This window comes from Stenomitos rutilans (assembly GCF_059505485.1).
Genome location: NZ_JCACKR010000132.1, coordinates 1 through 18,835 on the forward strand (window position 1 = coordinate 1; position 18,835 = coordinate 18,835).

18 protein-coding genes and 1 pseudogene are annotated in these 18,835 nt (G+C 49.2%); 4 read left to right on the forward strand and 15 right to left on the reverse strand.

Annotated elements, in window-relative coordinates; translation table 11 throughout:
* The first annotated feature begins 57 nt into the window (after positions 1–57).
* On the forward strand, positions 58–660 hold the full coding sequence (locus AC5JLP_RS27650; RefSeq protein WP_496071061.1) for a PDDEXK nuclease domain-containing protein: 603 nt from the start codon (positions 58–60) through the stop codon (positions 658–660).
* Positions 661–768: 108 nt separating this feature from the next.
* On the opposite strand, the gene AC5JLP_RS27655 is transcribed toward AC5JLP_RS27650, so the two are convergent.
* From AC5JLP_RS27655 to AC5JLP_RS27685, 7 genes are read right to left on the reverse strand one after another with little or no spacing between them, the layout of a single operon-like run.
* Positions 769–2,247 carry a class I SAM-dependent DNA methyltransferase gene (locus tag AC5JLP_RS27655; protein ID WP_496071062.1) on the reverse strand — a complete coding sequence of 493 codons (1,479 nt, stop codon included), beginning with the start codon at positions 2,245–2,247 and terminating at the stop codon, positions 769–771.
* 2 nt (positions 2,248–2,249) lie between these two features.
* On the reverse strand, positions 2,250–4,094 hold the full coding sequence (locus AC5JLP_RS27660; RefSeq protein WP_496071063.1) for a DUF262 domain-containing protein: 1,845 nt from the start codon (positions 4,092–4,094) through the stop codon (positions 2,250–2,252).
* Between the two features lie 5 nt (positions 4,095–4,099).
* A complete protein-coding gene (locus AC5JLP_RS27665) occupies positions 4,100–5,683 on the reverse strand; it encodes a restriction endonuclease subunit S (protein WP_496071064.1) in 1,584 nt (527 codons plus the stop codon).
* Between the two features lie 9 nt (positions 5,684–5,692).
* Positions 5,693–6,076 carry a PIN domain-containing protein gene (locus AC5JLP_RS27670; RefSeq protein WP_496071065.1) on the reverse strand — a complete coding sequence of 128 codons (384 nt, stop codon included), beginning with the start codon at positions 6,074–6,076 and terminating at the stop codon, positions 5,693–5,695.
* Complete coding sequence (locus AC5JLP_RS27675; protein WP_496071066.1) at positions 6,063–6,311, reverse strand: DUF2281 domain-containing protein; 249 nt, start codon at positions 6,309–6,311, stop codon at positions 6,063–6,065. The genes AC5JLP_RS27670 and AC5JLP_RS27675 overlap by 14 nt, the downstream gene beginning before the upstream one ends.
* 18 nt (positions 6,312–6,329) lie before the next feature.
* On the reverse strand, positions 6,330–9,086 hold the full coding sequence (locus AC5JLP_RS27680) for a type I restriction endonuclease subunit R (protein WP_496071067.1): 2,757 nt from the start codon (positions 9,084–9,086) through the stop codon (positions 6,330–6,332).
* 2 nt (positions 9,087–9,088) lie between these two features.
* Positions 9,089–9,367, reverse strand: a complete 279-nt coding sequence (locus AC5JLP_RS27685; protein ID WP_496071068.1) for a helix-turn-helix domain-containing protein — start codon at positions 9,365–9,367, stop codon at positions 9,089–9,091.
* 744 nt (positions 9,368–10,111) lie between these two features.
* Between AC5JLP_RS27685 and AC5JLP_RS27690 the strand changes: the two are divergent.
* Positions 10,112–10,258: pseudogene (locus tag AC5JLP_RS27690) on the forward strand (hypothetical protein); the annotation flags it as partial.
* Positions 10,259–10,282: 24 nt separating this feature from the next.
* The gene (locus AC5JLP_RS27695) at positions 10,283–11,071 is read left to right on the forward strand and encodes a hypothetical protein (protein WP_496071069.1); all 789 of its coding nucleotides are present in this window, start codon (positions 10,283–10,285) and stop codon (positions 11,069–11,071) included.
* Positions 11,072–11,074: 3 nt separating this feature from the next.
* Here the strand turns inward: AC5JLP_RS27695 and AC5JLP_RS27700 are convergent, their stop codons facing one another.
* From AC5JLP_RS27700 to AC5JLP_RS27735, 8 genes are all read right to left on the reverse strand, one after another.
* Positions 11,075–12,202, reverse strand: coding sequence for a leucine-rich repeat domain-containing protein (locus tag AC5JLP_RS27700; protein ID WP_496071070.1), 1,128 nt, complete (start codon positions 12,200–12,202; stop codon positions 11,075–11,077).
* Positions 12,203–12,957: 755 nt separating this feature from the next.
* Positions 12,958–13,560, reverse strand: a complete 603-nt coding sequence (locus AC5JLP_RS27705; protein WP_496071071.1) for a tyrosine-type recombinase/integrase — start codon at positions 13,558–13,560, stop codon at positions 12,958–12,960.
* A gap of 97 nt (positions 13,561–13,657) precedes the next feature.
* Positions 13,658–13,948 (reverse strand): hypothetical protein, encoded by a 291-nt coding sequence (locus AC5JLP_RS27710; RefSeq protein ID WP_496071072.1) that lies wholly within the window; start codon positions 13,946–13,948, stop codon positions 13,658–13,660.
* 90 nt (positions 13,949–14,038) lie between these two features.
* Positions 14,039–14,290 (reverse strand): VOC family protein, encoded by a 252-nt coding sequence (locus tag AC5JLP_RS27715; protein ID WP_496071073.1) that lies wholly within the window; start codon positions 14,288–14,290, stop codon positions 14,039–14,041.
* Positions 14,291–14,377: 87 nt separating this feature from the next.
* Positions 14,378–15,166, reverse strand: a complete 789-nt coding sequence (locus AC5JLP_RS27720; RefSeq protein ID WP_496071074.1) for a DUF6597 domain-containing transcriptional factor — start codon at positions 15,164–15,166, stop codon at positions 14,378–14,380.
* 44 nt (positions 15,167–15,210) lie between these two features.
* Positions 15,211–15,597, reverse strand: a complete 387-nt coding sequence (locus AC5JLP_RS27725; RefSeq protein ID WP_496071075.1) for a cytidine deaminase — start codon at positions 15,595–15,597, stop codon at positions 15,211–15,213.
* Between the two features lie 93 nt (positions 15,598–15,690).
* Positions 15,691–16,380, reverse strand: a complete 690-nt coding sequence (locus AC5JLP_RS27730) for an aspartate/glutamate racemase family protein (protein WP_496071076.1) — start codon at positions 16,378–16,380, stop codon at positions 15,691–15,693.
* Positions 16,381–16,582: 202 nt separating this feature from the next.
* Positions 16,583–17,236 (reverse strand): GntR family transcriptional regulator, encoded by a 654-nt coding sequence (locus tag AC5JLP_RS27735; protein WP_496071077.1) that lies wholly within the window; start codon positions 17,234–17,236, stop codon positions 16,583–16,585.
* Between the two features lie 178 nt (positions 17,237–17,414).
* Between AC5JLP_RS27735 and AC5JLP_RS27740 the strand changes: the two genes are divergently transcribed.
* Positions 17,415–18,656: an MFS transporter gene (locus AC5JLP_RS27740; protein ID WP_496071078.1), complete on the forward strand. Its 1,242-nt coding sequence runs from the start codon at positions 17,415–17,417 to the stop codon at positions 18,654–18,656.
* Positions 18,657–18,835: the final 179 nt, after the last annotated feature.

Here is an 18,835-nt window from a genome sequence, read left to right on the forward strand (position 1 = left end):
GAGACTATCCTAGAGTCACCACATTTCACTCTTTTTGTCAATGCGTAAGTTCTAGTTTTGACGCACCAGATTGAAAACCAGTCTTATGAGAAGACGCTGCTAAATCAAACTAACTTTGAGGCAGCGATCGCCGAGGATTATCGCAATCAGGCGAAACTGGCGGTGAAGGATGACTATGTGTTCGACTTCCTGGAATTGGGGGAGGAGCACTCTGAACACCAGCTAGAGACAGCGATTCTGGCAAAAGTGCAACCGTTTCTGCAGGAGATGGGAGGTGTCTTTAGCTTCATCGGTAGCCAGCACAGGCTAGAAGTGGGCAATCGGGAATATTACATCGACCTTTTGCTCTATCACCGTGCTCTCCGTTGTCTAGTGGCGATCGACCTCAAGATCGGAGAGTTTGAGCCAGAGTACATTGGCAAGATGCAGTTCTATTTGGCAGTGCTGGACGACAAGATGCGGATGCCCTACGAGAATCCGTCCATTGGCATCATCCTCTGCAAGTCCAAAGACAAGACGACGGTTGAGTATGCCCTAAAGGACGCCACGAAACCGATCGGGGTTGCCACCTACCAGACTTTCTCTGCGTTACCTCAAGAGCTACAGGGACAGCTTCCAGGACCAGAGCAGGTCGCAAGGCTACTGGAGGGGATTGAGTGAATCATTATTTAATGGATTCTGTAAATAATGATTTCTGTAAATCCGTAAACAAAGAAACACGGAGAACATCAATAGATGGCTGGAAAGCATTACCCTTTTTTCAAGGGTTCAACGCTGGTTCAAGGTCGCGGCGATCGCCTTGAAGTTCTCTAACCCAGCCGCTAAATTCTCCACAATTTCGGTGGCTAACACGTCTGGATCGGGCAAGTTATCGAGATCAGTCAAGCTATTGTCTTTGAGCCAGAAGATATCCAAGCTGGTTTTGTCTCTGGCGGTTAGTTCCTCATAAGTGAACTTGCGCCAGCGCCCTTCGGGATTGGTGCCTGACCAGGTCTCCTCACGCTTAAAGAGGTTTTGCGGGTTATAGCAGGTGATGAAGTCCTGCAAGTCGTCCTTCCGCATGGGGTTCTTTTTCAGCGTGAAGTGAATGTTGGTGCGGAAATCGTAGTACCAAACGTCCTTCGTCCAGGGATCTTTGGCAGCAGGCTTGTTGTCGAAGAAGAGGACGTTGGCTTTAACACCCTGCTTGTAAAAGACGCCGGTGGGCAGGCGCAGAATGGTGTGTAAGTCTGTTTTTTCCAGCAGCTTTTTGCGGACTTTCTCTCCGGCTCCGCCTTCAAACAACACGTTATCAGGGAGGACGACCGCTGCTTTTCCGGTTGTTTTTAGCATCGTGCGAATGTGCTGCACGAAGTTCAGTTGCTTGTTAGAGGTGGTGGCGTCGAAGTCTTGGCGGTTGTAGGTAAGGTCTTCTTCCTCTTGCTCGCCTTCGTCGTTAGTGAAGGTCATGCTGCTCTTTTTGCCAAAGGGCGGATTTGCCAGCACGTAGTCAAAGCTTTCGGGACTGGAGGCGATCAACGCATCCTGGGAGGAAATCATGGATTCGCCAATGATGTCACCGATGTTGTGCAGAAACATGTTCATCAGCGCGAGGCGTCGAGTGCTTTGCACGATCTCGTTGCCCCGAAAGGTGCTGTCTTTGAGGAACTTAGATTGCTCTTGATCGAGCGTATGGTTTTTGACCAAGAAATCATAGGCCGCCAGGAAAAAGCCACCTGTGCCGCAGGCAGGGTCTGCGATCATCTTCAGTGGCTCCGGGCGGATACACTCGACCATTGCCCAGATCAGGGCACGAGGCGTAAAGTATTGCCCTGCGCCGCTCTTGGTATCTTCAGCGTTTTTCTCCAGCAGCCCTTCGTAAATTTCACCTTTAACGTCGGCTCCCATTCGCACCCAGCTTTCTTTATCGATCATGTCGATAATTTTGAACAACTTGGCTGGGTCTTGAATCTTGTTTTGGGCTTTGGTGAAGATTTGCCCTAGAATCCCTTTTTGCTGGCTGAGTTCCTGGAGCACTTTAAGGTAGTGGAGTTCGAGTTCTGCACCGCGTTTGGTGGTAAGGCTGCTCCAGTTATATGCCATCGGAATGCCGGAATTGCGCTTGTAAGGCGGGCGACTGTATTCGTCTGCCATTTTGAGGAAGAGCAGATAGGTCAACTGCTCCAGATAGTCGCCATAGCCCACGCCATCATCGCGGAGGGTGTTGCAGAAGCTCCAAACTTTAGAAACGATCGCCTGAGTACTCATCCCTACTTCCAAATCAGAGAACTAATATCAAACAGCAGTTTTTGGCGAGCCTCTAACTCCTCTGGTCCAAAGCTATCGTAGGGACACAGATCAAGCTCAAACCGGGTCCTTAGCGCCTCCATATCTAGCTTTGATTTGTAGGAATCAGCACGAAGTGTTTCATTCCAGTAAAGCGTGTTGGCATAGGTCTGGAGTTTTTTTGCGTAAAGCTCATTGTTGCTGGAGATATTGTCTTTCCCCTTGAGCAACAGCAATCCGCCCAGGCGATTTCGTTCCTGCTCGAATAGCTCCTCGTTGTTGTCAAACAATACTTTGTTTTGGTCGTTATGGGAAAGGATGTGCTCAATGTGGAACCCGTTTACGTGCCCTGTTCGTAGCACCAGTTCTTCGATCGGGTGCTTCATGCCCATGTTGGTGTGCTCTGCCAAGAAGCGTTCGATACGGGCAAAGAAGTAACGCTTAAACCGAGTATTGAGGTTAATGCCAGCGTTGCGGAAAAAGGTGTATTGGAAGGGTTCGGTCACAGGTATCGATCGCTGGCGAGACAGTTCCTCCATCAGATGGCGATCGAAGGCGGGGCGAATGTCTTGAACAGGTCTGTTGCGGATCTCGGCTGAGATGCGGTAGAGCCGTTCGCCAAAGGCGTTGCTGTCGTAAGCGTTCTGCAATTGCAGGAGGGAGAACAACCGATCGATCTCGGCAGAAACAGTGCGAATCTTGGCTTCTTCTTCTGGGTCGTTGAGGGAGCAACTGGATAGAATCAGTAAGAACTGACCATCCATTTCATTGAGCCGATTGAGAAAGGCGTGAGGATAAGCTGGCTGCTCAGTTTTGATCACTGCTAGCAGTTTGAGGTAGAGAGCCGTGAAATATTTGAAGTCATTATCTAGGAAGGCTTTAACGCCAATAGCGTCGTGGGTGAGGTGAAGCAGACCGCTCATGCTGAGGCTAAACATTTCCCGGTGGTAGTCGCCATCAAAACGGGTGCCATGTTTGCGGGTGTCTGAGAATTTTGCCTTCAGGTAGTAGCGGAAAAAGGTGTCAATTTCGTCTTCCTGATAACTGTTGATGGCTTGAACCTGATGTTCCCAGAGTCCGTTGTAGTTGTGCTGGTCTAGCTCTAGCTTGTCGATTTGACCAAGCAGCTTCCCTTTGATGATTTCGTAGGGGCGTAGCCGCACACCACGATCGTTGATGACCTCAAACACCATTGGCACATCGGTTTGCTCAACCGCCAGATTGATCAGCACCAGCCTGTAGAGGAAATAGAAGACGAAGGACTCTAGCTTATGCTGGTCGGTTAGCTCCTGTTCGAGATAGTCGGTGATGACCTTATAGTTTTTCACCAGATTGACAGCGGTAATGCCGGATGTGGTATCAATTGCCCCCAGGTCATCCACACCCGCTTTGAGGGCTTCCAATGCCTGCTTATGCCGCTCGTGGTTCATCCAGAACTGATAATCCACGCCAGAGAAGCCAACCAGTTTGCTTTCTAGCCATTTCTCAGTTCTTGAGCCAAATTGCCGAGCCTGATGATAAAGCTTGGTGAGGATCAGAGTCAGGGTGGTGAGGCGCTGCTGTCCGTCTACGATGTACACCTTGCCGTCGATCGTGTTGGTGACGTAGGTATTCAGGTAGTACCAGGGATATTTGGCGATAATGATTTCTTTGGAAGGCGCAAGGTCTTTGCGGAGTGCGTATTCCTGGTTGAACTTATAGAAAATGTCATCCAGCAGCCGAGTGACTGGCTCCTCGGTCCATTTATAGTCGCGCTGATAGAAGTCGATGTAATAGACCGTGTTGGAAAAAACACCATCGATATTCTGTTTATCGGGAGCGATATCCATAGTGGTTAGAGTTCCTGGAGAGTGAGTTGCTGGTGGGAGGGTTTCGATTTTTTACCAGTATTCCCATTTACCAGGCGCTCGGCTTTAATCCGCTCTAACAGCGTCTCGGCTGGCTCATCGTTGGGGTCTTGCGGCACCAGTTTGCCTTCAAAGGCTTGCTTCAGGATGCTCTGACGCAATGCCTCAGCTTTTTGCAGGTTTTCAATAATGGTGGCTTCGAGTTGATCGCAAATGGAGAGCCGTGATTCAATTTCTTCAACGATTTGTTCTTGTTCTTCCAAGCTAGGTAGCGGAATTATTAGTTCTTCGATGCTTGGAACATTTAGATTTGGTCGCCCCACTCCAGAGCTTTTTTTAAAGAAGTGCTGCTGTGCTTCTGGAGATTCAAGAAAGTAGAAAATAAACCAAATGTTTAGTGAAGGCAGTAGCCTGTAGTGAATTAGAAATGCACCAGGGATAGCTTTTTCAGTAAGATGAAAGACTGCATTCGTACCTATGCTTCCTGTTCTAGTGAGCAATAAATCGCCCTTTATTAACTTGTATTTCTCAAATTCTTGATCAGACAAGCTGATTTTTGGAGCGTATTTAAGATCAACTTTTCCAGAACTACTAATGTCGGTAGTTCTTGCAATTGGAATCCCATCGTCAACATAGTCTTGACTAGAAAATCTGGGGCCATAAAGTGAAAACTCTTTGAGTTGCTCCAAGTTTGTCCAGAGCCAAGACACTGGAATTGAGGGACTTCCAGAAGTCTGGGATTTGGAAATGGGTGACGGATCTTTATACTTCTGAGGTCTTTGAGGCTTCTTCCCGACCTTCCCGATCGCCTCCCATTCTTTAACAGCCGTCTCCCACTCTGCCAACTGTTGCTGATAGCGGTTTTCTCGCTCAGCCTTGATTTCAGCCAACAACGCTTCCCCAGTTTTGAGGGTTGATTGGTGCTGCGTTCTCCATGCCTCCGTCAGCTTACCCTCAAACGCCCACTTTAACACTGCCTGACGATAAACCTTTAGCTGCTTCTGCGCTGTTTTCAGGCTTTCAACGCCTTGATCCACATCAGAAAACAGTTCTTCGATTTTATCAACGATGCGATTTTGTTCAAAAAATGGAGGGAGAGGAATTTCAAAATTTCTCAAAACTGCTAGGGAAACAGTTTTCTGAGCTGTTCCAGTTGCCACTTTCTGAGCCTGTTGATAAATCACAGGAGATCGCAATAAATAGAAGACATATTTCCTTGATACTTCTTCTTTTAAGCGAATCAAGCCTATATGCCTTTGAAAGCAAAACTTTTCTTCAAAGTCTATTAAGCAAGGTATACCAAATGAGCCAGTTACAGTATATAAAATGTCGCCCTTACGGGGTTTACGGCTTTCCTGGATTTTTTCATAGTAAGTATTAGAAACAAATTTGGTAACTGAAAAATCTATTTTATGATTTCGGATATTTGAAATGACAATGAAAGGAATTCCTTGTTCTGACTTTGGAGGAGGTTGATGATCACCGTCTGTAATAGACTGTGAGATTTCTTGTAAGCAAACCCAACACCAACCCTTTGGCAATTCCCTAGCTTCTCCGTTCCCTTCTGTCATGCGTCACCCTTACTCTGCATTCGCTTCAATTTCCTGCATCCGGGTTGCTAACTGCTGATCCAACGTCAACAGTTCTAGCTTCAAGCATTGGGCAGTGGCAGCAATAATGGCATCAGGCGTTTTTAAGCGATACTTTCGTCGCAGGGCGATCGCCCAATCTTCAATTTCTTGGGTTAAAGCAGCGTATTGCATTTGGGCTAATGTGCGCTCAATGCCCTCTATTTCTTGCGATGTGATGCCCGGAAACCCAAGCAACTCAATCCGAGTGACGAAACTATAGGCACAGGCTTTGGCTTCAATGGCGCGATCAGCCACGGTTTTGATCACAATTTCCTGTTGCTTGACTAAGCCAATCACATAGTTGGTGTCTAAAAGAAACCTAACTCCACTCATCGCGCATTCTTCTCTGGAGTTCGACGGGATCTTCGTTAAAGTTTGGCGAGTCCTTCAAAATTCCCGCATAGTCCAATAGAAGCCTTCCAGCTTGGGGTGACTCCTTCAGAGTGGTATTTTGCGCTGCCTGAAGGTTGGCTTTGTGCAACAAGAACTCAGCAAAGTCTAAAATCTCTGCTGCCTGGTTCTCTGGCAGTGCCTTCACCAATTCATAAATTCTCTCTGGTGTGCCCATAGCTCTCCCGTTCTTGCTTTACGCTGCCAACGCTTCGTTTAGCTCCTGAATGATTGTATCCATCTCGTCGCCAAACAATTCATACATCCTGATTGTCCCACCCATGCCAAACGGCTCATACTCCAAATTCTCCGTCTCCAGGTGAAACGAGGTGGCGATGTAGTCCTTCATCATCCGCAGCCACTCCACCTGTGCTTCGCTAAACTTCAGCGCTCCCGCCTGCTTGCGGAACACCCAATCCTGAAAATTCCGGTTCACTGTCATCTCATAGTTCGTCAATGTGGCATCCGTCCCCACGACTCGCCGGATCAGCGAAACCAGCGCCACCAGTTCACTAATGGGGCTTCTGCCATCCACCTGCTCGACCTGTTCGTATGCCTGCCACACCCGCAACGGCGCTAGACTGGGCTTTTGCAGCTTCAGGACATCCAGCACCTCCTGCACCATTTGATAGGTGAGCGATCGTCGCTGGTAGGGCTGATTGTAGAAGATCCGCAGCGCCGTGATTTCATCCTTATTGGCTGCAATGAACTGGGCAAAGTCCTGAATCACTGACTGTGCCTGATCCTTCGCCTGCTGATCCCACCCGGCAAAGGTTACACGATCCAGATTCACCGTGTCGATAATTTGCTCGTGGATCTTCCGCACATTGTCTACATACTCCACCAGCTCTCCCGTGAAAATGGCGGCTGCAGATCGAATCAACGCTTTCTGAGCCGTTTCTAGCTGACCCTCTGTTGGTGTTTCGGTTGCCGCTAGCCCATGATCGGCGATCGCCTTCTCTAAAATCACATCTGGGTCATAGGCATCCAGCAGCGCCGCCGCAATCTCCCTGACACTCTTGCCCCCCGCCAATTCCTGAAGCTTGCTTTGCTCCTTGGCAGTCAGTTGCCGCTCCAACCGTGTGAGCCGACTTGCCAACGACAGAAAAGCATCCTCGTCCTCTGCCCCCATCATCACGCCCATCATCAAATCTTTGATCGCAGCAGAGGGCTTGCGCTCCAGCGCACGAGTATCCGTCTTCAGCGACTTTGTGACTCCAACCGCATCCACAATCACAAAATGAGTCTTGGGGGCTTGGGCAGAGGGTGACACCTTTTTCAGGGCATCTTGATCGAGCGTGCGCGTACCCCGCCCTTTCATCTGGTCAAAGTAGTTCTTCGATCGCACATCCCGCATGAACAGCAAACACTCCAGCGGTTTGACATCCGTCCCCGTCGCGATCATGTCCACCGTCACCGCAATCCGGGGATAGTAGTCATTCCGCAACTGCGCCAGCACCGATTTGGGGCCTTCTACGGCCTTGTACGTCACCTTCTTGCAGAAGGCATTTCCCTCACCAAACTCCTCCCGCACGATTTTGATGATGTCATCGGCGTGGCTATCATCTTTGGCAAAAATCAGCGTCTTCGGCACCTCATCGCGCTTCGGAAAAATCTCCGGCAGCTTATCGCGAAAGGCGCGAATCACATTGCGGATCTGGCTGGGATTGACCACCTGCTGATCCAGTTGCCGTCCAGAATAGGTCACTTCTTCATCCAACTGTGCCCAGCGCTGGTTACGGGTCAGTTTTTCGCGCTTTTCCACATACTCCTTAGCAACCAGTTGCCCTCCAGTTTTGGTGATGTCTGTCTCAATGATGTAGGGCAGATAGCCCACATTCACCCCATCAATGACCGCCTGCTCGTGGGTGTATTCGCTCACCACATTTTCATCGAAGAAGCCAAAGGTACGCTTGTCTGGCGTTGCTGTCAGCCCAATCAGAAAGGCATCGAAGTAGTCCAGTACCTGTTTCCAGATGTTGTAGATCGAGCGATGACACTCATCAATCACAATGAAGTCAAAGAACTCAATGGGTAGGCGATTGTTGTAGACCACTGGCAGCGGTGCTTTGGGTTGCACCAGCTCATTCGGGTTGGTTTCCTCTGCTTTCTCATCCAACTCCTCCCCTTTGAGAATGGAATAGAGTCGCTGAATCGTAGAAATACAGACCTGGCTGTCCGTCGCCACATAGCTCGACTTCAATCGCTGCACCGCATAAAGCTCAGTGAACTTGCGATTATCGTCATTCGGTGTAAACGCCATAAACTCTTGCTCTGCCTGTTCGCCCAAGTTCTTGGTATCGACCAAAAACAAGACTCGCTGAGCGTTAGAAAACTTCAACAGCCGATAGATAAAGTTGATTGACGTGAACGTCTTGCCACTTCCCGTTGCCATCTGAATCAAAGCACGCGGACGAGCCGCTTTGAACGATGTATCCAGGTTATTGATGGCACGAATTTGACAGTCTCTTAACCCGTCAGTTGGGAGAACAGGCAGATCCAACAACCGCGTTCTGAGTGATTTGCTCTGGTTCAACCAGGCTTGAAACGTTTCAGGACGGTGGAACGCAAAGACAGGGCGAGAACGCGGTTTGGGGTCGCGGCGATCGGTGAAGCGAGTCAGCACACCCGTACTTTCATAGATAAAAGGGAGCGGCTTGTTGTTCAGATATTTGAGTTTGCTGTCGGCATATTCCGTCGATTGCTCCTCAACCACCGTAAGGCGATGACCTTCCTCTTCCCGTTTGGCTTCAATCACACCGATTGGCTGGCGATCAACAAACAGCATATAGTCTGCTGGCCCCGCATCGGTCTGATACTCCCGCACAGCCACACCCAGACTTGCACTCAGGTTGATTTGCTTCTTGGGCTGTACATCCCAACCTGCTTGCTTGAGAAGCGCATCAATGCGATCGCGGGCTTGTTGTTCAGGGTTTTGGTTCACGGATGCCATAGCTACTTCCGATTCTCAGCAGGAAAATATTGTTCCAGCAGGTCTGCACCGCGATCGCCCATCTCGCGCAGAATCTCCTCAACACGCTTCAACGCCAGAGAAACAGGCATTGTTTTCTGGTTTTCCCAGCGATTGACGGAGTAGTATGACACCCCAATCTTGGCGGCTAGTTCGGTTTGAGTTAGCCCACTACGTTGGCGCAACTCTTGGACTAGCTGACTAAATTCAGGTTGCTTGAGATCCGACATAACCAAACCAAGCATCAATATGGCAGGTGCCATACACAGGGTTCCCACCATCCTGTCATCGACAACTGGCGATCGTCATGGTTTCGTAAGCGGTTTACGAAATGAAGTTGATTGGCAGAGAGTATAAATGCTTGGTAAATCCCAACAAATGTGCCAGCTAAGACTGTAAAACAAAGGGTAGCAAAGGAGAGGTTGAGAAGGGCGATCGCACCTTGACGGCGGCATCGGCTTTCTGATGTCTCGTAACCCATCTCAAAATCAAACTCTCACAACAGTCTGGTGTCGACGAGTTTTGAGACACTGGTTTAAGAATTGCCGAAAATGACCGCTTTCGGCAAGATCAATCAGAACCGCTGGTCCGTTGCTGCCCGCAGCAGAAGGGCAGCCCAAAACCTCGATGCTTTCGTTGGTAATGACTTGGAGTGGAGGCGCAATCATTAGGGTCTCAGACGATAACCAAACAGTGATGAAGGCCAATTCTAGTTCAGCGACCTGAATGTGTCTACATTGAATCAGCCGCTTGCTACAGGCTAGCTACTGAATATACGCCCCCAGCGTTTGTCCACCCTTTAGCTTTGTCAGTCCACCGAAGGTAGACCACTGAGAAAACTGGGCACGTTTAGGTGATAACGCTCTCATTCTGCACTCTCCCTTATGCGCTGGTTTGTGTCTGCTACAGTTCTGATTGTGACTGTTCCCATGGCAACCGCTTTGCCTGGTTTCGCAGTAACGCCTAATCTACGCTCCTACAGTGTGAAAGATTTCAACTAGGATGGCATTCCCGATCTGGTAACGGCTCATTCTGATGGGCGCATTTCCATTACCTTGGGGAATGAGGATGGCTCCTTCACGGCTAATACTAGTTTTCAGCTAAAGACACAGCCCATTGGGATAGTAGCTGGAAGAATCAACAAGGACAAGTATCCTGACCTAATTATCTGGAGTGAAGTGAGCGACGCCCATACCCCAAAGCACTCTGAGGCAGAAGTGACTGTTGTCTTTGGCGCTCCCCACCTCCTCTTTGTTCCGTTCTCAACTAGCTTTACCAACATCAACCCAATCCTAGGAAATTCAGTAGAGCAGAACAGACCCATTCTGGCGTTGCAAAACATTGATGGCGACCAAAATCCCGACTTGGTTGTGAGCTTTTCTAGTGCAAGCTGTAAGGACCGGAGCGATCAAACGATTGCCTTTGAAATTGACCGCCACACGGCTAAGCTTTCCCGGCTTAACCTGCCCAGAACACCTACAATGGCATTGACCTACCCACAGCAGTTAGTGGTTGCTGCCAGCTATGAGCCGAGACTAGAGCAACAGATGCGGAACCCGTACTTTGTTACAGAGCTTGCCCTGCTGGGCATGAGTTATGCCGCGCTGAAGCTTCCAACCACGCCCAACGTTCAAAAACCGCTCAATTTCTTTCTCGATAGTGCCTGGACAGCGCCTGCGTGTAAAATTCCTACCTTGAAAAAAGCAGGAACTCAACTTTATGAATTTATTCAAGGCGTGAGAGATCCAGCTCACTTACTTAAATTTTCCCGCTATCTTCTCGATGATGCCAGGAAAACCCCCAAGTTGACTGAAGATGTCAAAAACCCTGAGTTTACGAAGGCTCTGCTAAATCTGGGACAAGCCTATGCTGCTTTGGATGTTCGTCCTTCAGACCCAGCCGATGACCTCAATTTCTTTCTCGACACCTTCTGGAAAGCTTCTGCTGAGAGAACTCGACAACGTTGATGGTTAGAAACTGCAATTTGACCCCGTTCCTGGTTGCACGGGGCAAATCGTCTCACGGATTGGATTGTTTTTTAGATCAATGTAAATCTCTTGTTTGAAGGGAGGCACGGAACGGAGTGTCTGAATCTGGTTGCCACTTAGACGGATGTAGCGTAACTTTGGGAGGGCTGACAGCGGTTTTAGCTCCACAATTTGATTGTCGCGGGCATCCATACGGTACAAGCTGGTGACTGAAGCAAGGGGACTTAAATCTCGAATGCGATTGTTGTCCAACGACAATTCTTGCAGCCATCGTAAAGATTGTAATGGCCGGAGGTCTTGGATTTGATTGTTTTGGAGAAACAACCACTCTAGTTTAGTGAGATTTTGAAGTGGACGAATGTCACTGAGCTGATTATCGCCTAGCCACAGCCGGTTCAAATTAGTGAGGGATTGAAGTGGGCGAAGGTCACTAATTGCATTACCAGACAGGGAAAGACTGCGTAATTTTATCAGTGCCTGGAGTGGGTGCAGATCGGTAATGCGGTTGGTATACAGTTCTAAGTCGTCGAGTTGGGTGAGCGATCGCAACGGGCTTAAATCAGTTAATTGTGTCTTACCTAACTTGAGATAGGTCAAGCGGGTTAGGAATGGGAGTGCGCTCCAATTCGTGATTGGGTTGTTAGACAATAACAATGCTTTCAAGTTTCTCAGCGGTTTGAGCGCACCGAGATCGTTAATTTGATTGTCCCGTAGATCGAGATATTCCAGCCCTGTTAAAGCTTGAAGCGGGGTGATATCAAAGAGCTGATTGCCATGCAGATGGAGCACTTTCAATTGGGTCAGGGAAGCCACCGGACGCAAATCTCGGATGCCTGCTTTTGTTAGCCCAATCGTGGTGCGTTCGCTTAATGCCTGATTGGCTCGTTGGCAGTCTGTCGCTCGCACTTCTTCCAGGAGTGCTTTCACCGTTTGCCGGGCAGAGGCAGAAAGCTTTTCGCGGTTTGTACACCAATCGATGAAGCGTCGGTAGCCGTTTGTTTGAGTCCTTCCTGCTTGAGGAAGAACAACTGCTTCAGCCAGTAACGTCAGGGTAAGACCGATCACCACTGTCCATCGTTTGTATTGTGATTTAGCCAACCGAAATCGCATAGATGCCAGCCCTTTTAATGGAGACGGAGTAAGACTAGGATAATCAGTGAAGCGAAACTGAGTTTCCGGCAAATGCTGCGCGTAGCAATCTTAGGAAATCTCTAACTTTCATGGAAATCTGAAACCCCAATCATTGCAGCATGGCTCTTTTTGATAGCTTTCCCAGACAATCTCTCGTTCTCCCACAGCCTGGTTATCAAAAGCAGAACTGATCAAGGTAAGCGTCTCACGCACTTTTGGGAAAAAAAGATACGGGCGCGCGAATGAGCAACGTGAAATCAACGGTTCAGAGACAGGGCAGTTCCAAACACCAAAACTGTGTAAGAACCTTTTATTAGCCAGTTGAGTCGGATTCGACTGGGCCGCATACCCATCCCAAAATCAGGATCATCAAATTCAGAAAAGAAACCGATTTCAAGTGAATACAGCAAACAATTGCGTGAACCGGAGGGGCGAATCTGATGACATCTGAAATCAACATGTAACATCACCCAGTTACCTCGATCGCTAAGGAGAATATTTAGAGCTTTAATAGCTCCATTCATCGGCCCAAGGGCTCAGATCAAGTCTCAAGCAGTCCCCTAGGCGATGCGAATGCCTCTGAGGAGTGACAGTCCTCAGGGGGTTATCGGCTGAGGCACGAACCTGAAAATTTATGTGTCATCAGTGCCAGTCTGATGTCAGCCCGCGTTTCTATGCATGGCTTTAGCGCTTTCAGCGTCGCCTCCGGTCAGCGTCAGCGATGCTACCAACCGTTACAGTTCCAGTTCATAGATTGCCGCAATCTCATTCGACTGAATGCCCAAGTACGCCAATGTTTGCTGCTGAGTCGCATGCCCAAATGCTTCCATAAAGAGGGGAATCGCCGTCCCCCGTTCCAGGCGTTGCCAATACCCCCACGTCTTCCGCAGGGTATGACTGCCATAATTCCCCTTCAGTCCGACATCCTGGCACCACGTCTTCACCCGCGTACTCATCGTCTCTACGGTCAAGCAGCCGCGTTGTCCCGTGAATAAGTAGTCCTCCGCCTTCAAGTCACCCACCTGCAACCAAGCTTGAATGGCAGCAACAGCCGTGGCATTCAGTGTCACCGGGCGGTACTTATGCGTCTTGCGCTGCTTCAAATCGAGCAACTCCCCGGCTTGCAGATTCTTCACCTGTCCCACCTTCAGCGACAGCAATTCATTGGCCCGATACGCCGTGTTAATCCCCAGCGTGAATAAGCACAAATCACGGGGTCGATCCGCCAGAATTTTCTTAATGCGTTGGATCGCCTTTTTGTCGCGAATCGGCTCCACCTTAATCGTCGATCCGGCAGCGGGATGGTTGGGATTTTGCCCCTTTGGGAACGGCATCATGATCGCTCTTTCGTTTGATTAACTTTCCTGCATTTTAGCCTGAATACTTAGTCAGTAAACCACCGCCCCCTTTTTGCCCGTCTCAACTGCACCACACTCAAACCGAACGCCAAACGCTCTTCCAGCCCCTCTTTCTAGGGATTGCGACAGGATACGTGCAAAAACCTGCAAGATAGCCTTCAAAGGCTTGCTCATCAGTGCTTTCAGTAAACTCAACCAGAAAGCGATACAATGTCTGCCCTATTGCGGCACGGGCAGAAGTGCTACGAGAGAATGGGGCTTTCAAGCGTTGAAACGGCACCAAAAAGGGTCGTGTACTACTGGTTTTGGGGTAGTACTTGGGCCAGAAATAGTCCAACCCTGTACCAATCAAGGTTTCTGGTGGCATGTCGTAGGGCTTAAAAGCTGTAACCCTTACAGGCTAAGCATTTTAACCCTATCCTGCAGGTTTTTACATGTATCCTGTTCCAATCCCCTTCTACGTCTTCTGTGACAAGCCGACCTCAATGCCAGCGGGCAGTTTTGATAGGCTGTTTTCTTGGAATCCCTCAGGCAAATTTGAACGTGCAAGTTCATTGGCGGCAAAGGCAAGCGTGGTTGCACCTGTCTCCATCTCCGCGTATTGACCACTCTCATCCATGAACCGCTGCTTGAGACCAAAGGCACGGTCATAAAACGCGATCGCTTGCGCCACGTCTTTGACATAGAGAATTGTGTAGGCAAATTTCATTGCTTTTCCCGTTGCAGTGTGAGCAACTAACAGTGTTGCTCACACTGCCCGGCTGCGTCTTGAAGAAATCGGACAGCGATGCAAATGTCATGGCATGAATGCGGTTGGGGTCAAGCCTGCTAACTGCTGAAATTCGCGTGCCATATGTGACTGATCGGCATAGCCACACTCTAGAGCGATGCTACATAAATCGGATGGTGCTGGCGATCGCAAACGTGACATTGTGTTCTGAAAGCGCAGGATTCGCGCCAAGACTTTAGGCGACAGCCCCACGGCGGCTGTGACTCCTCGTCGTACCGTCCGTTCGCTGACTCCAATAGTTTCTGCAACCTGTGACACTGGCATTTGTCCCTTGCTGCTAGAAATGAGTCTCAGCGCTTCACGAGTTGGTAAGGGAATGTCATCTCCACTATTCACTCGTTGCAGTTCCAAGAGGCTTGTTTGTAGTGTTCCTAACGCTTGTATGATTGAGTTGCATTCACACAATTGATCAAAAATCTTGCCGAACGGTTCAGAACAATCTTGTGCCTTGACTTCCTGCTGAAATACTTCGATCGCATTGAGGTTGAGAAATTGCCCCGCCATACCCGGATAGAAGCGGATACCAACGAATTCTGTAACGGGTTTGATGTCAAATAGACTGAAGCGATCGGTCGAACCGTAGACGGTCAACTGCGGATTGTTAATGCCCCCATTCAACGATCGCTCGTACTGAAAGATTAAGTCCATACAACCATCCGGCAGGACTCGATACTGAATAGAGTCACTCGACTGAATTGCGGCATCGGGCGTTGAAAAGCACCAAAAGGCATCAATCAGAGATGCAAACACATTGGGAGGAGTAAACTCTATGTAGTACGGAGATGGGTTTGTCATCAGAGGTCTATGCAGCGCTGTTTGCTCAGATCGAGCGTTCGCTTTCAATCTAGCCGCTGATACTTTCTTGGCAAGAGTTCATTGATGGTTATACTCTCATCCTCTGCGATCATCACTTTGCAACTAGCCGCGTAATCAGAAATCAGCTCGCGACACATTCCACAAGGCGGCACAACTCGCCCTTGGCGATCGACCGCAACAATGGTCTCAAGTTCTGTATCCCCTTCTGCGGCTGCCATCCCGATTACAATGGCTTCAGCACAAACCGCAACTCTTCCAACATATGCCTCCAAGTGGACAGCAGAAAATATTTTCCCTGACTTTGTTCGCAACGCCGCTCCAACGTGGTGATAATTCTCTTTAAACCGCTTGGCAATGATGCAGCGAGCTTCTTCAATCAACTTTTTGTCATTTAAGCTTAGGGGAAACATAGGATTTGACAGGGTGCAATACAACTCTTAGCAATAATGTCCTGTGAGCATTTCGATCTGCCTGAAATAAGATTGGCTTGTCTCATACTATGTCTAATTGCCAATAGCAAATTCAAAAGCTTCTTTGCACTGACATTCAATTGAGTTTAGAACAACAACATCAACATCACTTTGATGAATTGCGAGTGGTAATTCGGTACAAGCCAGTACGACCGCGTCTACAGCAGAATATTTGCGAATAAGATCCACAAAATGAAGTCGAAATTCTTGTTTGAGAATACCTCTCGCCAACTGAGTTTGGATAGCTTGAATTGTAATTCGTTCCAGCAAACTGGGTATTTTGACAACAAGATCAAACTGCTCTTCTAATCGCTTCTGATAAAACCCGTCTTCCATCGTGAATTTAGTTCCTAGAAGGAGTAAGTGCTTCAAGTTTTGCGTTTGGGCGAAGTGACCAACTGCATCGACGATATGAAAGACAGGCAGTGAGAGCCGCAAATCAGCCTCAATTTGATCAAACGCTTTGTGTAGCGTATTGTTGCAGATCAGGAGACAATCTGGAGCGAGATCAATAAACGCTTCAATCTCTTTTTTCAAAAGCAGCGGTATTTTATCCCACCCATCATGGTAATGGCTTTTTATCTCATGAAAATCGATGCTACGCAACAGCAGATTGGCAGAGTGAAAGCCACTAAGCTCTGCTTGAGCAAGTTGGTTGAGAATACGATAGTACTCAATTGTTGAAGGCCAACTCGTTCCTCCCAAAAGTCCAATCATTTTCATTGTGTTTTCTCAGCTCATAGATTTGTTGGGAAATTAGGTGATAATAAGCAGCAGTTGCCTAGTGTTCTACCGATGCTGAATCTAGAACGGACTCTCCAGAGGTAGTGCGTAAACAGGCACCGGGTGAGGGGCGCTCTGAGGTGATCGGTCACTTCAGGCAATTCTTTATGCTGACTCCCAACTTGGGTTTGTTTCCATATTGTCAAGTAAGCAATCGATGCTCAGGACTTCTACTCAAAGCAATTTCAACGTGCTGACACAGTAGTTTCTCTGCCAGCTCAGCCTTTCCTTGAATTAGGGCTTCCGTAATGGCTCGATGTTCAGCCATCAGTGAGTTGAGATCATCTGATTTGTGGCGGACAATCAGCAGGTTAATTCGAGTCCAGGTTTCAGAATCGAGCGAACTCCAAACTCTTAGCAGAACGCTATTGCCAGCCGTTTCTACAATCAAGCGATGAAAGGCCGCATTGCAGCGAGTAAACTGCTCAAAATCCTGAGCTTGTGCCGCAGCCTCTAAAGCCTGAAGCGCCATCTGAAGAGACTCTGGTTGTGTAAGGAACTGAGGTGCTGCCAGTCGTCCCGCTAATCCTTCTAGTTCGGCGCGGACTTGATAAGACTCTTGCAACTCTTGCTGACTGATGGCGCGCACACGAGTGCCGCGATAGGTTACCGATTCCACCAACCGCATGGCTTCTAAATCGCGCAAGGCTTCCCGGACGGGTCCCTGACTGGTATCTAGCTCCCGCGCAAGCTGTAGCTCTACCAGCCTGTCTCCTGGCTTGTAAATGCCTTCCAAAATACGATCAAGCAGCACCTGCTTGACGCGATCGCGCATCGATTCTCGCTGTACGCCCATTGGGTATTTGTAGTGGTTCCTCTTGACTATAAATTATCGATAATTTATAGTCAAATTACAGATTATCGATAATTTATAGTTTGAGTGCTTGAGTCTAAGGTTCCTCTAGAAGTTGCGCTGGAACTCCATGCAAGCTGACTCAAAGCCAAGCACAACTCATTCCATCTGAGTGAAAAAGATGCCAAAGCCTTCCGTTCACGATCCGTTTGCAGCCTTGCGTTTCCGCGATTATCGTCTGTACACGCTGGCGCTGTTGCTTGCCACAATGGGATACCAGATGCAGAGTGTAGCGATCGGTTGGGAGCTATACGAACGCACCAACAGCGCTTTTGCACTGGGTCTGGTCGGTCTGGTGCAGGTCATCCCCATTCTGCTGCTCAGTCTGCCAGCAGGACAACTTGCCGATCGCTTTGAGCGCAAACACACGGTTATGTGGACGCTAGTCATGCTGGCAATCTGTTCGGTTGGGTTGGCAGCACTTTCCTACAAGCAAGGATCGATCGAGCTGATTTATGCCTGTCTTGGTTTGGGTGGGGTCGCCAGAGCGTTTAATCAACCTGCCAGCGAAGCTCTGCTACCACAGCTTGTGCCGCTATCGGTGTTTAGCAATGCGGCAACCTGGCACAGCAGTTCATTTCAACTGGCGACGGTTGTGGGTCCTGCCCTGGGCGGGTTAATAATTGCATTGCAAAATAGCGCGACCGAGGTTTATGGGCTGGATGCCGCCTTATCGCTGACAAGCTTAGGATTAATTGTGCCGATCGTTCGCCAGCGATCGACCCCTTTAACAGAACCCGTTTCGCTCAAAACGCTGGCGGGGGGCATCCAGTTTGTCTGGCAGCATCAGGTGATTTTGGCGGCGATCGCCCTCGATTTGTTTGCCGTGCTGCTGGGTGGAGCCGTGACGCTGCTGCCAATTTTTGCCAGGGACATTCTCCACGTTGGAGCAAGTGGATTGGGCTGGCTGCGGGCGGCTCCTTCGATCGGTGCGGTGTTGATGGCGGTCACGCTTGCTTACTTGCCACCTTTGAAACAGGCAGGCAAAACGCTGCTGTGGGCTGTAGCAGGGTTTGGTGTTGTCACCATTATCTTTGGGCTATCGCACTGGTTTTGGCTGTCGCTGCTGATGCTGGCGCTGAGTGGTGCTTTTGACAACGTGAGTGTTGTCGTGCGGCGGACACTGGTGCAGGTGGGAACGCCCGATTCACTGCGTGGTCGGGTTTCGGCAGTCAGCGCGGTGTTTATTGGTGCGTCAAATGAGTTGGGGGGCTTTGAGTCTGGGTTAGCTGCCGCGCTGTTGAGTCCTGTGGGTGCAGTGGTGATGGGTGGCATGGGCACGATCGTTGTCGTTCTGACGGTAGCATTACTCTCACCCAAGATTCGGCAGCTCAGCTCGCTTCAGCCCACTCTTGATCACTAGACTCCCACAACTTGAGCGCTGACTTAAACCACCTTGAGCTTGACTTCCTAACCCGCAAAGTCCTATGTAAGCCTGCCGCTGAATGGAACGCGATCGCAGCCCAGGTATGCCCGCATGTTGCGCTTTGCGGTGAGCACAAGTCAGCATGGCTTGTGAAAAGATCAGCCGCATAAACAGAA

Coding starts and splice junctions, on each gene's coding strand:
- AC5JLP_RS27655 (WP_496071062.1), bottom strand. CDS start 2,247: ATGAGTACTCAGGCGATCGTTTCTAAAGTTTGGAGCTTCTGCAACACC.
- AC5JLP_RS27660 (WP_496071063.1), bottom strand. CDS start 4,094: ATGGATATCGCTCCCGATAAACAGAATATCGATGGTGTTTTTTCCAAC.
- AC5JLP_RS27665 (WP_496071064.1), bottom strand. CDS start 5,683: ATGACAGAAGGGAACGGAGAAGCTAGGGAATTGCCAAAGGGTTGGTGT.
- AC5JLP_RS27670 (WP_496071065.1), bottom strand. CDS start 6,076: ATGAGTGGAGTTAGGTTTCTTTTAGACACCAACTATGTGATTGGCTTA.
- AC5JLP_RS27675 (WP_496071066.1), bottom strand. CDS start 6,311: ATGGGCACACCAGAGAGAATTTATGAATTGGTGAAGGCACTGCCAGAG.
- AC5JLP_RS27680 (WP_496071067.1), bottom strand. CDS start 9,086: ATGGCATCCGTGAACCAAAACCCTGAACAACAAGCCCGCGATCGCATT.
- AC5JLP_RS27685 (WP_496071068.1), bottom strand. CDS start 9,367: ATGGCACCTGCCATATTGATGCTTGGTTTGGTTATGTCGGATCTCAAG.
- AC5JLP_RS27700 (WP_496071070.1), bottom strand. CDS start 12,202: ATGCGATTTCGGTTGGCTAAATCACAATACAAACGATGGACAGTGGTG.
- AC5JLP_RS27705 (WP_496071071.1), bottom strand. CDS start 13,560: ATGATGCCGTTCCCAAAGGGGCAAAATCCCAACCATCCCGCTGCCGGA.
- AC5JLP_RS27710 (WP_496071072.1), bottom strand. CDS start 13,948: ATGCCACCAGAAACCTTGATTGGTACAGGGTTGGACTATTTCTGGCCC.
- AC5JLP_RS27715 (WP_496071073.1), bottom strand. CDS start 14,290: ATGAAATTTGCCTACACAATTCTCTATGTCAAAGACGTGGCGCAAGCG.
- AC5JLP_RS27720 (WP_496071074.1), bottom strand. CDS start 15,166: ATGACAAACCCATCTCCGTACTACATAGAGTTTACTCCTCCCAATGTG.
- AC5JLP_RS27725 (WP_496071075.1), bottom strand. CDS start 15,597: ATGTTTCCCCTAAGCTTAAATGACAAAAAGTTGATTGAAGAAGCTCGC.
- AC5JLP_RS27730 (WP_496071076.1), bottom strand. CDS start 16,380: ATGAAAATGATTGGACTTTTGGGAGGAACGAGTTGGCCTTCAACAATT.
- AC5JLP_RS27735 (WP_496071077.1), bottom strand. CDS start 17,236: ATGGGCGTACAGCGAGAATCGATGCGCGATCGCGTCAAGCAGGTGCTG.
- AC5JLP_RS27740 (WP_496071078.1), top strand. CDS start 17,415: ATGCCAAAGCCTTCCGTTCACGATCCGTTTGCAGCCTTGCGTTTCCGC.